Here is a 14,411-nt window from a genome sequence, read left to right on the forward strand (position 1 = left end):
TTCTTGCTTCATTTATATATATCTTGAAGTTCAAAAACATTTTTAGTTAATAGAACTTTGATAGTTTAAATGGAGAAATAATGGAAAGCCAGTTTTTAAAAAAGAAGGAAAAACCAGTTGTTACACTTGGCTTTTTAAGAAAGTACAATAAAAAGAAATATAACAAGCTAACAGAAAAAGCACTTAAAATCTTATTTAAAAGTAAGATCATGATTGGTGAAAAAATGTACAAGGAATTAAAAGAAAGAAAAATTGCTTTTGAACTCTTGGCCATTATTAAACAATTAGGTGCTAAGGCTAACTATATTTCTATTTTGTATTTGCAAAAATTAGGCTTCAAACGTTCAACATTAACTGAAACTATCAAACATCTATCAAAACTTGGCTATATTGAACACAATAAAAAAGGTGCAATTAAGCTAGCTAAAAAGCCATGAACTATTAAAAAAGAAAAGTTTATGAAAATATCATCAAAGAAATTGTGAATGCACTTTCTACTTGATGGATCAGCAACAACCCTTTGAAATATAACAAGAATAATAGCATATAAAAAGAATCATTCAAAAGCTGACAAATCACTATTAAGAAACATTGAATATGGTGAAGGTTATGAAACAAGGCCTTATAGGTTAGAAAAAAGAAATATTAAATATAAAAAATTCACAACTTTTAAAAATATAAAAATGTTTATAACAGTAGCTAATGAATCAAAAAATAGTTTGTTAAAAATTCAAAATAGGTTCTTTGATGGTAGTAATGCCACAATAGCAAAGAGTATTAAGTTTTTCAAAAAAGGATTTGTTGATATAGGGTTCTTGTATTTAAAAGAATTCAAAAACAATCAATTTGTAACTGAAAGATATATGTTTATTTAAAAAAATAAAATAAGCCAAAAATTAAATTAAAAATACTAAATTAGGATATGTGTGAAACGCATAATATCCATATTTAATATTGCCATATTTGCCTGTTTTATAGTAGTTTTGGTCAGTGTAAAATTCACTTGCTAAAATGACAAACATAAAGATAAATGTTATATGAAATATAACTATTTATCGTAATAAGGAAGCAACGAACAGTCAAAAAAACATTCAAACAGTAGGGCATTGATTGATTTTAATTAAAAAAAGAAAATTAAAAAATCCAATTGAACCCAACAAATATAAATCATTTGGGTTTTTGCATTAATATCACAAAAATCATTTAATTAATTTAAACAATATAAGAACATCATTAAATAATAACTTACAGCATATAAATATTAATTGTTTGTAAAAGTCTAACTAAGTATTCTATAACTAATTTAAGTAGTGATACTTAATTGATTAATTCAAAGTTTATTAAATTAATAATTAATTAGTGATAGCTAAAGTTATTAATTCTTAGATTAATTTTTATTGTTATGAATTATTTAAATCATATTATGAAAACCCAATGCCAAGAGAACACCATCATAAATCATTTAGGTTTTTAAATTGCTATAGTAGAAATCATTTATTTTAAATAGTATTAAGACAATATTAAATAATAACTTACTGCATATAAATATTAATATTTATGAAATTTTAATTAAGTCTTCAATAACTAATTGTAAGTAGTCAATGAACTAATTAACTAGTTAGAGATAATTTTAAAAATGATTAATTGAAAATAGTTAAAGTTATGAATTCTTAGACTAATTTTTATTGTTATGAATTATTTCAAACATATTATAAAAACCTATGCCAAGAATACAAATAACTAACTAAATATTAAAACTTAATTACCTAACATAACTTGTTCGTATCTACTATTGAATTAAGTAAGACAAAAAACTAATTAAGTGTCCAAAAATGATTACTTATCATAGCTTGTTTATAACTAACTATAAAGAAAAAACTTGAGTACTTATTAAAACTTATTCAAGTTTATTGTTTGATTAGGTATGAAATAACTAATCAAGTAATGAAAGACTGTTCAAATTATATGTCTCTGTAGTTCAAACCCATTGAACAACAGGGAGATGGCTCATAATGCATGAGCCAGGGGGCAGTGTTAGTATGTTTAATTTAAATTAGTATATTGCCCCCAGTTTATTGTGTGGGGGTATGGGGGAGAGTATAGGACATTATGAAATGACAAAAAAAGAATTAAGAAAAGAACAAACAAATAGATTTATAGAAAGCACAATAATTACAACAGATTTGCTTCTTAGTAGTTACTTATATGATAGTACTAAGATGGAAGAGTTCTTATCTTTCATTGCTAACTTAGACAACAAGTATAGCTTTATTAATATGTATTTGGTTAGAACTCAGTTTCCTGGGGCGTCAATAGTTAAGTCATATAGCAGTTGGAAAAAAGAAAATATTCAAGTAAGGAAAAATGAAAAAGGAATATCAATATTTAGACCTAAAGTCATTGAGTATGTTGTGTATAACAATACAAAAGTTACAAAAGATAAATGAACTAATGAAATAAAAGAGTTAGTTAAAAACAACGAACTAGAAGTTTATACATATACAAAAGGTTTTACCTTAGCTAAAGTATTTGACATATCACAAACAACACTTCCTAAAGCACAATACCCAAAACAATACTTTTCATACTTTATAAAAGAAGATAATGAAAATATTAATCCAAATACTAAGTTGCTGAGTTTGCTATGTAACTTTATAGCCAAACATAATATTGGAATAACCTATGCCACAATGGGCTTAAGTACTAGTGAGCAAAGATTTTATGATAAGAATTCCCATGGAATTAAGCACTGAATTAGGCTAAATGATAAAAATTCAATTACTCAAAATATATATTCACTTGTTAAAGAATATGCTCACACATTGCTAGGCCATGATATATCAGCAATAAACAATATTGAAAATAGATATCAAGCTCAATTAGTTGCTTATGCAATATGTAAAAGCTTTAGACTAAAAGGAATTGAACTATCAAGCTTTGATGCATTTAGATCTTGAGTAAATACTTCCACTAAAGAAATGCGTAAAAAATGAATTAATAGTGTAATTTTTGCTTCAAAACAGTTTGCTAATGACTTTAACTACTTCTTAGATGAAATAGAAATTAATGTGGACAAAGCTAATTTAAGAGAAACTGCTAGCATAAATGAACTAATGGGAAGGGAGTAATCTAAATGCAAGCTAATTTTTTGAATCACATCCGTATTTATGGATTTGTAATTAGCGAGAGCTTTACAGTAATTGAATATAAATCAAAATATAACATTAATGAAAAAGCCATTAAATTTACTATAAACAACATACAAAATGGCAATCCTAACTTTATTGAAATAGCTGTGTGAGATCCAGTAGTTGTTGACTATGTTTTAAATAACATTAAAAGACGTGATTTAGTAGAAATAACAGGAAAATTACTAGTTAATTCATACACTAAAGATGACAAAAAGTACTATAAAACCTACATTAAAGCAAACAGAGTTTTATTATCAAAAATGTCAAAATATCATTTTGAAACCCCTATTCAACAGCCAGATCAGCACTCTAAAGACAATATTTACACCTTCTATATAGAAGATTAAAAAGGCAGTAATAATATGGATTATTTTACAGAGAAAAATATTAAAAATATTTTGTATGCATCAATGCCTAGGAAGCTTAAGTCATCAGAAATTATTGATAAATTCAATGAAATTGCAAACACAATCAGCAATAAATTTGGTGACAGAACTACATATATAAACATCATATTAGCTATTAATGAAAGAATACCAGCAATGGAAAAAGCTTGAGTTTATTCTAAACTTTTAGAAAAGATACTAAAAGAGTTATATGAAGGTTTAACTGAAGTTAATAGACTAACCAAAATCTATCAATTAATTTGTAACTGAAGCTTATTAAATATTGATAATAGAGAAGATACTAAGTTAGTTAACTTTAGTCTTAATGAGTATATGGAATATGATCGAATATTTGAATACAAATATTTAATGGATAAAGCTACTAAAAGCATTAATAAATTGGGCACTAAAAGCCCTGAAATGAATCTTTATATTGATTTAGTAAGAGATTGTAATGAATATGCAATGGTACAGCTTGATAAAAAAGGTAGAGCAAGAGAGTTTTATGAGAACAATTTATTGCTTTCTTACTTAGCTTGATTAAGTAAAAAGGAGCTAGATGAATTGCTTCCTAATGTTTCTTATTTAGATATTTCATCTGATATAGCAACTCTTGCATTTAATAATTTGCTAAGAGAGTAAAAGAAATTTAAAAAAGTAATGTAATGGGAGAAACAAATGGATTCATTAGCATTAAAAGTTTTAGAGTGAAAAAGCGAGTTTTGAGAGAAAAATAACCAGAAATTAAGTAAATTCACAGTTCCAGTTGCAATAGATAAAGATGAAATTTACTTTGTTAATGGCTTGCTTGAATGAAAAAATGAGTATGAAAATACAGGTAAGCACTTTTTAATAGATTTAGCTAAGGCTATTGACAAAAATGGCAAGGATGTAACTATTAAAGAAGGCATAGTTGGTATTGATACAAGTGCATTATATAAAATGAATTTAAAAGAATTCATTGATAAGTTAAGTGACAGCAATTGAGATGATAGACCTTACTTAGGGTTAGCTGATTCAATTAAATTGGCAGATTATGTGACAAAACTAGTAAATGATGAGTCATCAAAATTAATAGTTCTTAAAAAGAAAAATGATACATGCAAAATAAATATGCAAGAGAACGAATAAGTGAGTGAAATAAAGACAAGAATGCTAAATTTGATAGAACAAAATATCAAAGTAATAGATGTGCTAAATAACTATTTTATAAGGAGAAATGATGCCAATAGAGACACATAATGAAACATATGCAAAACTTAGAGAAAAAGCCAATAGATTTCAAAGTGAACGTGAACAAAGAATTTATTTAAGAATAATTGATGAAATTGCTGACATTGATTTTAGTGGCTATGATGAAAAACTAGAGCAAAAAATATATGCAGAAATTAGCAAAACAACTGACTTAGACAAAATTGCAGGTATCTATAAAACAGGCTTAATTGTTAGTGAAATAATTGCCTATGAAGAAGATGAATATGAAATATTAGATGATTTTTATAGAGAAAGCGATATACACTCATTTGATGAATTATGAGAACAAATGGATATTGACTTAAAAACCTATGGAACTGAAACAAACCTTGATTTACTTGTAGACTTATTGGAACTAAGTGATACATCTTTCCCAATTAAAATTGATGGCTATGGCAGAGCAAAACCAATTTTTGATCTTGACTCAGAGTTTGTAGACTGGCTATTAGATAAAGATTGATATGAAATTTGCCCATTTGTATATGATGAAGAAAGTTTTATAACAGAATTTGATTTAGATGAGTAAGCAACTGCTTCATTAAAAATGATTAAAAAATTATGTGGAGAGTGAACAAAATATGGAAAAGTATTTTGAATATAAAGATATAGAGAAATTATTAGAAAAGGATCTAATTAGTAATGAAGAGTATTTTTTAAAAACTTTAAATAAAAATGCGTCTTCATTTAAAAGTGAACAGGAAAGATCACAATATGTTGAATTGGTTAAAAGCATTTTTATTAATCTAGAAAAAATTGCTAGATATCCAATTTCTGCAACAAATTTTGCTTTTAACACTTGCAAAGTAATTGAATCACAAGCACTAACAATATCTGAATTGCAAAAACTATTAGAACTTACAAAAATAGCATTACAGTTTGATAATTCAGTTTTTATGAAGCACTTTAACAATTTTGCGTGTGGCGCTGATTATTTAAATTTTCTAATTGATTTTGATATTGAGCCAGTTTTTGCCTTAAAAGAAATGCTAAATGAACAAGAACATTATGACTGAATTGATTGAGAACTCTATACTCTGTTTAAGAAAAGAAATAAAGAGTTGCCTTGATTAAACAGTTTATCAAGTGATAATGATTTAGTTTACACTGGAAATAGTAATAATCCATATGAATGATTCCTTGTGGATGAAAGAGATTGAGTTTTTGATTATTTAGATAATCACTTGGATCAAGGACATATTGTTTCTTGAATTAAAGAAAGCAACAGTGATTAGCATTAAAAAACTTAACTACTTAACACTTTTGTATTTAACCAAATAAGACAATGCAAATTGACTTATATAAAAGAATAAAAGGAGTTAAACATTAATGAAAAAAATAGCAATAAAAATTATTGTTATTGTTATAGCTTCAATTATCTTTACCACTATTGGTTTTCTGCTAGTTATTAATTTTATTAATTTAAGAACATATGATGATCTTTCTAAGGTCAAAACATTTAGTGATTACATTAATCTTTCTAAGCATAATATAGTAAGGAATGCAAACTTCTTCATAATATTTACTCCAATGTTATTTCTTATTCTTTCAGGAGCACTTGTATATTTTGTGTTCTTTAGAAAAAGAAAAGAACAAACAAATGAAAGTAAATATTGACTTTGAAACGATAAGCTTTTAGTTGGCGATAGATCATTTTTTAAAAAGCAGTTCTTAGTTTCTCCTGACTATAAACATAATCAAAATAATGGTAACTGAGTAATTAATTATGCAAATAGCTTAAAAAAATGATGAATTAATAACGGTAAAAATGATATCAACAGTGTCGTAATTGGTGGTGTTGGTAGTGGTAAAACACAAAGAGTAATTTTACCAAACATACTATATAACAGCCATTTAAGGCCAAAATACAAGGCATCATTTGTTATTACAGACCCTAAAAAAGAAATAATTAAAGCTGTAGGCAAAAAGCTAAGTGACCAAAACTATAAAATATTTGCAATTGACTTTAGTGAGCCTGAATATAGCAATGGTTGAAACCCATTATATTATGTATACAAGCAAGCTCATTTAGAATATAGTGATCAAAAAGCTTATATTGAAAACATTTATAAAGCCTTTAGTGAAATTAATAATGTTATAGAGCAATTGCCTTGATCAGACACTGATGAAAAGTTTTGAACTGATAATGCTAAAAGAGTTATCAATACAGCAACTAAATTCCTTTTATTGGTATCACTAGAAAGACCTGATTTAGTTTCAGCTCAAGACTTTAACTTAATTTCAGTAGGTAAATTGTGTGTTGCCCCTGCTTGGGATGCAAATCAAGACTGAATATCAATAGTTAAACTAAAAGCTGATGAAGACTTAATTTGAAAAGAATTGTGATTTGAAGTTGAAGCATTACTATCAGAAGCTAAAAATGCACAAACTTTCCAAAGTATTTTGTCATTTGTTTCTAGTGCATTAGCCATCTTTACTAATGATGAATTTGTACAAAGAGTTATTGCACAAACAAAAAGCTTTGACTTAAGCTTAATTGCTAAAGAAAAACAACCAGTAGCTATCTTTATTCACTATCCAGACCATAAACCATCTCATCACTTCTTAATTAGTATGCTAATTGACCAAATTTACCAAGCATTAGTTAGCCAAGCTAATGAAAATGGTAAAAGAAAAGATGAATATGGCATATATCTATCAGAAAAGCTAGATAGAAAATGACTATTTTTACTTGATGAAGCAGGAAACTTACCAAAGATTATTAATTTAGATAATAAAGTAACTATTTCAAGAAGCAGGAATATATTCTTCCAATTTGTGCTTCAAGATTACAACCAGCTTAAAAAGTACAATGACAAGGTAGATGGAGTTGATAAAACAATTCGTTCAAACTTACAATTTACTTACTTTTTAAATAGTAATGATGAAGACACACTTAAAGAATTATCAGAATCATTAGGTAAAAAAGAAGTTAAGAAAATATCAAAATCTACTTCATATGATAGTAGGTCAAAAGGCTCAACATCAGGTACTACTGAAAACATTGAAGAAAAACCATTAATGAGTGTTAGTGAAATAAAGTCTAAGAATAAAGACCTAGCCATTATTTCAATTATTGGCTATAAGCCAATGCTTATTAAAACTAAATTAGCATATAAGCATTTTACAAATGATAATTATGTGCACCAGTGTGATGAAACATCTAGTGAAATTACTAAATGAAGCTTAAGCAATTTAACTAATAGTGAAGCACAAGATAGTGTAAGTGAAGAGATAGAGCAAAGTGAAGATATTGATAGAGAAACTGAAATAAATGAAAAAGTAAGGCAAGAAAATGACTTATACAGCATAGCCTTAGATATAGTCAATAGATTTGATTAAAAATACTAATATGCCAATAAAACAGGCATATATGTAAAAGGAGAATAATATGGCATGAGTTAATCCCGGCTTTGATCCTGTTGGTTATGAATCAAGAGTATCAATGGAAAATAAAAAAATAAATAACAAGAATTTTGATGTTATTACTTATAAAAATGGTAAACAATTTGCCTTTACTGAATTGCAAGGCAATTATGGTTATTATGAAGTTAAAAACAATAAGTTTGATGGTAATTTTTACTGAGTACAAAATGGTAATTTATCAATTACTGGCCAAGCTAAAAATAACAAATTAAATGGTACATTAACTGAATATGAACCTGGAACAGGACAAATTAAAAGGCAAATAGATTACAAAAATAATCTTGAGCATGGACAAGAAAAAAACTTTGAAAATGGAAAACTAAAGTCAACTACTGACTGAGTTAAAGGCCTTAAAACAGGCTCACATATAACATATGATAATGAAGGAAAAGTCATATCAAATGATAAATATATAGCTAATACTCCTGCAACTGATGAAGAGTATAAAAAATGAGAGAAATCAAGACCAAAAGCAAAGGCTAAAGAAGAACTTAAAAGATTTGGTGAATGATTAATTAAGCCATCTACAGCGATTCTGTCTTTATTTGCAATAGTAGCCATTGTAGCTTTCCCATTATCAACAGGACTTTTAGTTGTTGGTGGTGTAGGAATGTATGACTTTTTAAATGAAAGAACCAAGACAATACAAAGAGAAAATGACTTCCCTGAAAGAGAATTAAACTTCAGCAGAAAAGACTTAAATGAGATGAAAGAAGAGTTAAAACATGAACTTCGTAATCAAATAAGCAAGTCAAAGGAAGAGGCAACAAAAGCATTAAAAAGTGAGCCTACAGTTGCTAAAGAGCCAGCTAAAAAAGCAACTAAAAGCCCAAAAGCAACTGATGCCTTTGATACCAAAAACATTGAAAGTGCAAAACAAGAAGTTAAAAAGACTGCATCAATGGATGCTGTAAAACAAAGCATATTACAAGGATTTAAAAAGTAATTTTATAAGACAATGAAAAAAATTAAAAAGCCAAATCCTAAGTACAAAAGCTTATTAATTACCACAGGAATTATTTGTTTTTGTCTGCTTGCTATTTGCATAATTCTTTTAATAATATTATACAAATAGGACTATAAAACAGGATTAAATGAAAAAATTAAGTATGAGAAAAATATCTAAAAAAGCTTCAATAGCAATCTTAGTAACATATATTGTTTTACAAGTAGCTTTAATTTGGTTTTTGTTACTTTGTGTATCTTATTGACAATACTTAGTACAACAAGGAGCACTAACAACAATCAAGTTTAATTTGCTAATTGGAGCAGTGATTTTATATATATCACTAGCACTGATATATCCAATTTGATGATTTAAAAAACATAAAAAGAAACAAAGGAGATAAATATGAATGATTCAATTAATACAGCTGGATTAACAAAACTACAATCAGGTATAGATTCAATTATTAATGTTGTGTTTGGTATATTCACAGGTATAACTGTTGTTATAGTTATTGCTCTTTTAATTTGAGCAATGGTTAAAAACCAACAAGAAGAAGATCCTATGAAAAGAAAACAAAACACTCACAAAATATTGTGGGGTGCAGCAGCTTTAGTTTTAATTGTTTTAGCATGGGGATTAACATCATTTATAAGAAATACTCAAGGTAATACACATGCTACTGTCAATAATACTAGCCAACCATCACCGGGAGTAGCTAGATTACTAAATATATTTACTCAACCAATTTACTACAACTTAAAGGTATAGATTAATGGGGCTATTTGATTACTTAGCGGCAATACCAGTTGGTATGGTTATATGAATGCCAATAATGGCTATAGCATTGCTTTTTGCAACACTTTTTGTTTATGCATTATTGGTTGCTAGATACATTGTATTTGATGGAACAAAATTTATATTGTTTGGCCTTAAACCTAATGATGACATTACTAATTTCACTACCCCAAGCATATTTGCTCACATATTGATTGTAAGTACAGCAATTTGAGTAGTAATGTTCTTTCTTATAATTATTAAATTTTCTATTTCAGAATTTCGTAGTTCATCAGCATTATTACGTAGTGCTGTAAAACAAAGTGTAATTAGTCTTTTATTTTTATTAGGTTTTCAAGTAGGCATTTTGTTATTTAATGAATTTATAATAAATATTCTTAAACTTATAGATGGAAACGAACATGGAAGCACTGGAGTAGGTTTTATAAATAGAACATTTAATCCTAACTTTCAAGAAGTAATTGATGGAAAAACCTTTTGAAGGCTCAATAGTACGTTTCTGGAAATGATGCAAATGGCTATGAATTTAAGTGGGGCATTGCCTCAATTCCAGGTTTATGATCAGTGATATCAGCTGTTCATTCAAAAATACCAGCATTAATATTTCTTTCTGGTGGTGCAATAGGATATGCAGTTAGAGGAGCATTGTTTACATTCATAACTGTCATTTTTATTTATGGTTCTGTTTTAAAAACAATGATTAGAAATGCGGGAAGAATTGTACCAGTTGTACTTTTATACTTTATATTCCCTATTATAGTGGCATTATCTCTTGCTGATAATGGTAGGAAATTAAGAGCATGAAAGGACAGTTTTATCTCTAATTATCTATCTTTAGTGTTATTTTTCTTCTCATTCTACATAATCAACTGAGCAGTTGAAAACATGGTTGAATTAACTGATTATTTCTTAGGATTTCACAGTGTAATGGTTTCCTTAATAATAAACATTATAGGTTACAGAAATTTAGGGAAATTACAATCAGTAATAATGAGATTTTGTGGATTACCAGAAGCAGCGCCAGCTCAAGGGGGTAGCATAGGAAAAAAATAATTAGCCTTGCTTCCAAAGCAGGGCAGTTTGCACTAAATTTCATCCCAGCTGGAAAACTTGCTAAACCAGTAGCACGTGTAGGAGTTAAAATTGCTGAACAGCAATTAAAAGCTATTAGTGATGGTAATCTAGCAGGTGCTATTAGCGTGTTTAAACCACAAAATTTATTAAGAACTACTATTACAGCTAACTTATTTAAAATAAAAACTGAAGAGTTTAACTTAAAAGGTATAGCTAAAGTAGTAGTTAGAGAAAAAGCTAAAACTGCAGTTTATAGTGCAGTAGAAAATACTGTTTCTCAAAAGAAAAATAAGCAAAAAGAAAAACAAGAGTTGCAAAAGCAACAAGAGCAAATTAAGCAACATAATGAAAGAGTTGCTAAGTTTGCAAAAGAAAACAACCTTACCCACTTATCACATGAAGAACAACTAAACATGTACTGAGAGAGCCTTGAAAAACAATCAAGAGTAAACTTTGCTGATATATTCAACAAAGAAAGCAAAAACACAAACTCAATGCTTTTAGCTACAGTGACTAAACAATCAAATCAACCTAATGTAGGAAAAGGAACAAATGCTACAACCTAATAGACTAAAATATAAGAAAATTAAAATAACAAGAGTTTTCTCTTGAAAAGATGTTATTGAATTCTTTATTGTTATATTAATCTCTTTTTTAGTATCCTTTTTAGCATTTAGGCCTTTTGCATTGCAATATAAGTGAATAGTATTTGCTATTATGTTTTTCACTTTATTAATACTTATATTGCCTTCAGGCCAGAATTGTAAGATATATGAGCTTTTGATTAGAATGTTTAAATTCAAGTCAATGCCCCATAAGTTTGCAAAGGAGCTATCTAACAATAAAGAAAGAGACAGTGCTGATTTAAACCCATATTCATCATTAGTTTCATCTGATGTTGTTAAAAACAAAATATTTACCAATAAATTATTTAGCAAAACTGAACACAATAATTACTTTATGGTTTTGCAAATAAATGGACAGGATATTTGAAAAGAAAATGCTGATACACAAATTAGATTAATTGATAACTTTGCAAGAATCTTAGACAGCTTTAAACATAAAATTTCCATTATTAAATTAGATGAAAAAATTAAGTATGACAAAAACAAAGAATTTATTAATAACTCATCTAAAAATAAGCAATTACTAAATAAAAACAATGAGTTTTGAAATAGATATTATCAAGCTAATATCAATGATTTTTCAAAATTAGAAACTGAAACTACAACAAGTGTTTTCTATTTAGTAATTAATGCCCCAACAATTGATTCACTTGAAGAAATGTTTATAACATTTGAGCAAAAAATTAATGACTTAGGGCTATTTACTTACAATAAATTACAAGACTTTGAACTGCTTAAGTTCTTAAATAAACTAAACCGCTTTGGTAAAAGTGATGAACAAATTCATAGCTATTTAAATTTAAGTGGTATTTATGGTCAAAAAGATAGCTTAGATCAGTTATTTGCCTATGAAGAAGTTATCTTTAATAGAGATATCATCTCTATAAATGGCGATCAATATAGTGTTAAATGTGTTGGAAAAACAGCCAACAGACTTAATGCTCAATGACTTAAGCAAATGTTTACAATTTCAGGCACTGTTGTATGAAATTTATTTCCTTACAATGATCAAAATGCTATTAATAAATTACTTGATAAGGCGGCCAAAAGAAATGAAGATTCAATGAGTGTGGATCACACAGTAGTTGGTAAGTTTTCATCAAGCATTGAAGAGCAAGCAATAATTGCTATGATTGAACAAGTTCAGCAAGAGAATTACAAGCTATTTGATGCAAACATTTTTGTCTTTGATGCTGTAAAAGACAGGCAAGAACAAAGAGCAAGAAATATTAAGTTAAAAAATACTTGAGCAAAAGAAAACTTTGGTATCAACTCTTTATTATTTAGACAATTTGAAGGATTTTTAGACGTTATAAACTTTCCTGTTACTAAATTAGATAGAGAATACTACCAAATAACATCATTAAACCAAGCTGTAGGCTATCCAATTCATAGAAAGCTACTTAATGATGGTAACAGTCTTTTAGTTGGTAAAGAATTAAGAGAAAGTAATGAAGCTTTAGTATGAAATATGTTCAAGCTTACTCAATATAGAACAAACCATAATGTAATGATATTAGGTACACCTGGTATGGGTAAGTCAACTTTTACTAAGAAAATTCTTACTAATGCTGTATCAGCAGGTAATATTGCAATTGTAATTGACCCACAAGCTGAATACTTAAAATGAGCTAATACTTTAGGCGGTCAAATTATTGACCTAGGAAGTGGCTCAGGAACAACAATTAACCCATTACAAGTAAGATCATTTATAGCAAGAAGTGAAGATGAAGTAGATAATGCTAATATTAAATCTATTGTCAATAACCATCTTAACTGACTAAATAAGTTTTTCTCAATTGTTTTTGATAATTTAGATAGCAAAAAATCAGCTATTTTAAGACAACAAATAATTCATTTGTATGAAAAATGGGGTATTTATAACTTAAATAAAGTGTCAGACTTTACATACAAAGAGTGACCTACAATGTCAGACTTAATTAAATCAATGAGAGAGTATGAAATACCTGATGATCATCATGACAGAGAGCAAAGACATAAAGAGATATTAGACTTTGCAGAGCTACTAAGCATTGAATTTGAAAATAATGGTAACTTAAGAGAGCTATATAATGGCCATACAACAGTAAGCATTAATAATGATGTAGTTGTGTTCAAAAATGACAACTTAACTGATACACAAGGCTCAATAACAGCTAGATTGGGTATTATGGTGCTTCTTAGCTTAATTAATGAATTTATCTTTAATAATGCTTTAAATAACAAAATTATTATTAAAGAATACAAGAAAAAGAATAATGTAAGAATCTTAAGTATGAAAGAAATGCAGAAACTTATTAAATATTCTGCATTATGTATTGATGAAGAGCACTTATACATTAATGAAAAGAATATTACAACACTAGAGTATATTGCTGATACTACTAAATTAGTGCGTAAGCTAGACTGTGGAACAATACATACTACTCAAAACCCTTCAGACTATAAGCAAACAGCTTCAGTAGCTGAAATGGCTTCAAGAATAATAAATAACTGTTCTTATTCATTCTTTTTTGGACTGTTAGACAATGATATTGAAACTGTTAAAGGCTTCTATAAAAACTCTAATCAATTATTAGATTCAGAAGTTAAATTCATTGCTTCAAGACAAAGGGGAAAGGTATTAGCAACTATTTCAAATAATGAACGTTATGCAATCAATTTACATTTTAATGATGTAGAGAAAGAACTATTTTTTGATAAAGGAGAGTAA

Annotated in this window: 15 protein-coding genes; 14 read left to right on the forward strand and 1 reads right to left on the reverse strand. The window is 27.7% G+C overall.

Annotated elements, in window-relative coordinates:
• Positions 1–80: 80 nt before the first annotated feature.
• Entirely contained in the window at positions 81–875 is a 795-nt protein-coding gene (locus MAGA_RS01495; protein WP_013021928.1) for an MAGa4850 family ICE element protein, read from the forward strand.
• 21 nt (positions 876–896) lie between these two features.
• On the opposite strand, the gene MAGA_RS04865 is transcribed toward MAGA_RS01495, so the two are convergent.
• Positions 897–1,022: a hypothetical protein gene (locus MAGA_RS04865; RefSeq protein ID WP_268741574.1), complete on the reverse strand. Its 126-nt coding sequence runs from the start codon at positions 1,020–1,022 to the stop codon at positions 897–899.
• Positions 1,023–2,087: 1,065 nt separating this feature from the next.
• Between MAGA_RS04865 and MAGA_RS01500 the strand changes: the two genes are divergently transcribed.
• The 13 genes from MAGA_RS01500 (at position 2,088) to MAGA_RS01560 (ending at position 14,411) form a co-directional block, all read left to right on the forward strand.
• On the forward strand, positions 2,088–3,128 hold the full coding sequence (locus MAGA_RS01500; RefSeq protein WP_235619422.1) for an ArdC-like ssDNA-binding domain-containing protein: 1,041 nt from the start codon (positions 2,088–2,090) through the stop codon (positions 3,126–3,128).
• Between the two features lie 5 nt (positions 3,129–3,133).
• Positions 3,134–3,538 carry a single-stranded DNA-binding protein gene (locus MAGA_RS01505; protein ID WP_013021930.1) on the forward strand — a complete coding sequence of 135 codons (405 nt, stop codon included), beginning with the start codon at positions 3,134–3,136 and terminating at the stop codon, positions 3,536–3,538.
• 15 nt (positions 3,539–3,553) lie between these two features.
• Entirely contained in the window at positions 3,554–4,219 is a 666-nt protein-coding gene (locus MAGA_RS01510) for an Mbov_0392 family ICE element protein (RefSeq protein ID WP_013021931.1), read from the forward strand.
• A 36-nt stretch (positions 4,220–4,255) separates the two neighbouring features.
• Positions 4,256–4,708: a hypothetical protein gene (locus tag MAGA_RS01515; protein WP_013021932.1), complete on the forward strand. Its 453-nt coding sequence runs from the start codon at positions 4,256–4,258 to the stop codon at positions 4,706–4,708.
• Positions 4,709–4,796: 88 nt separating this feature from the next.
• Positions 4,797–5,357 carry an Mbov_0392 family ICE element protein gene (locus MAGA_RS01520; protein ID WP_013021933.1) on the forward strand — a complete coding sequence of 187 codons (561 nt, stop codon included), beginning with the start codon at positions 4,797–4,799 and terminating at the stop codon, positions 5,355–5,357.
• Between the two features lie 52 nt (positions 5,358–5,409).
• Complete coding sequence (locus tag MAGA_RS01525; RefSeq protein ID WP_013021934.1) at positions 5,410–6,063, forward strand: Mbov_0392 family ICE element protein; 654 nt, start codon at positions 5,410–5,412, stop codon at positions 6,061–6,063.
• A 94-nt stretch (positions 6,064–6,157) separates the two neighbouring features.
• Complete coding sequence (locus tag MAGA_RS01530) at positions 6,158–8,170, forward strand: type IV secretory system conjugative DNA transfer family protein (protein WP_013021935.1); 2,013 nt, start codon at positions 6,158–6,160, stop codon at positions 8,168–8,170.
• A gap of 49 nt (positions 8,171–8,219) precedes the next feature.
• Positions 8,220–9,200 (forward strand): toxin-antitoxin system YwqK family antitoxin, encoded by a 981-nt coding sequence (locus tag MAGA_RS01535; protein ID WP_013021936.1) that lies wholly within the window; start codon positions 8,220–8,222, stop codon positions 9,198–9,200.
• Between the two features lie 405 nt (positions 9,201–9,605).
• Positions 9,606–9,971: an Mbov_0395 family pilin-like conjugal transfer protein gene (locus MAGA_RS01545; RefSeq protein ID WP_013021938.1), complete on the forward strand. Its 366-nt coding sequence runs from the start codon at positions 9,606–9,608 to the stop codon at positions 9,969–9,971.
• Between the two features lie 4 nt (positions 9,972–9,975).
• On the forward strand, positions 9,976–10,599 hold the full coding sequence (locus tag MAGA_RS04695) for an MMCAP2_0566 family conjugal transfer protein (protein ID WP_013021939.1): 624 nt from the start codon (positions 9,976–9,978) through the stop codon (positions 10,597–10,599).
• The gene (locus MAGA_RS04700) at positions 10,563–11,051 is read left to right on the forward strand and encodes a hypothetical protein (RefSeq protein ID WP_013021940.1); all 489 of its coding nucleotides are present in this window, start codon (positions 10,563–10,565) and stop codon (positions 11,049–11,051) included. The genes MAGA_RS04695 and MAGA_RS04700 overlap by 37 nt, the downstream gene beginning before the upstream one ends.
• Before the next feature lie 146 nt (positions 11,052–11,197).
• Positions 11,198–11,638, forward strand: coding sequence for a hypothetical protein (locus MAGA_RS01555; protein ID WP_013021941.1), 441 nt, complete (start codon positions 11,198–11,200; stop codon positions 11,636–11,638).
• Complete coding sequence (locus MAGA_RS01560) at positions 11,625–14,411, forward strand: Mbov_0397 family ICE element conjugal transfer ATPase (protein WP_013021942.1); 2,787 nt, start codon at positions 11,625–11,627, stop codon at positions 14,409–14,411. The genes MAGA_RS01555 and MAGA_RS01560 overlap by 14 nt, the downstream gene beginning before the upstream one ends.

The organism is Mycoplasmopsis agalactiae, from assembly GCF_000089865.1.
In the GTDB taxonomy this organism is placed as follows: domain Bacteria; phylum Bacillota_I; class Bacilli_A; order Mycoplasmatales; family Metamycoplasmataceae; genus Mycoplasmopsis; species Mycoplasmopsis agalactiae_B.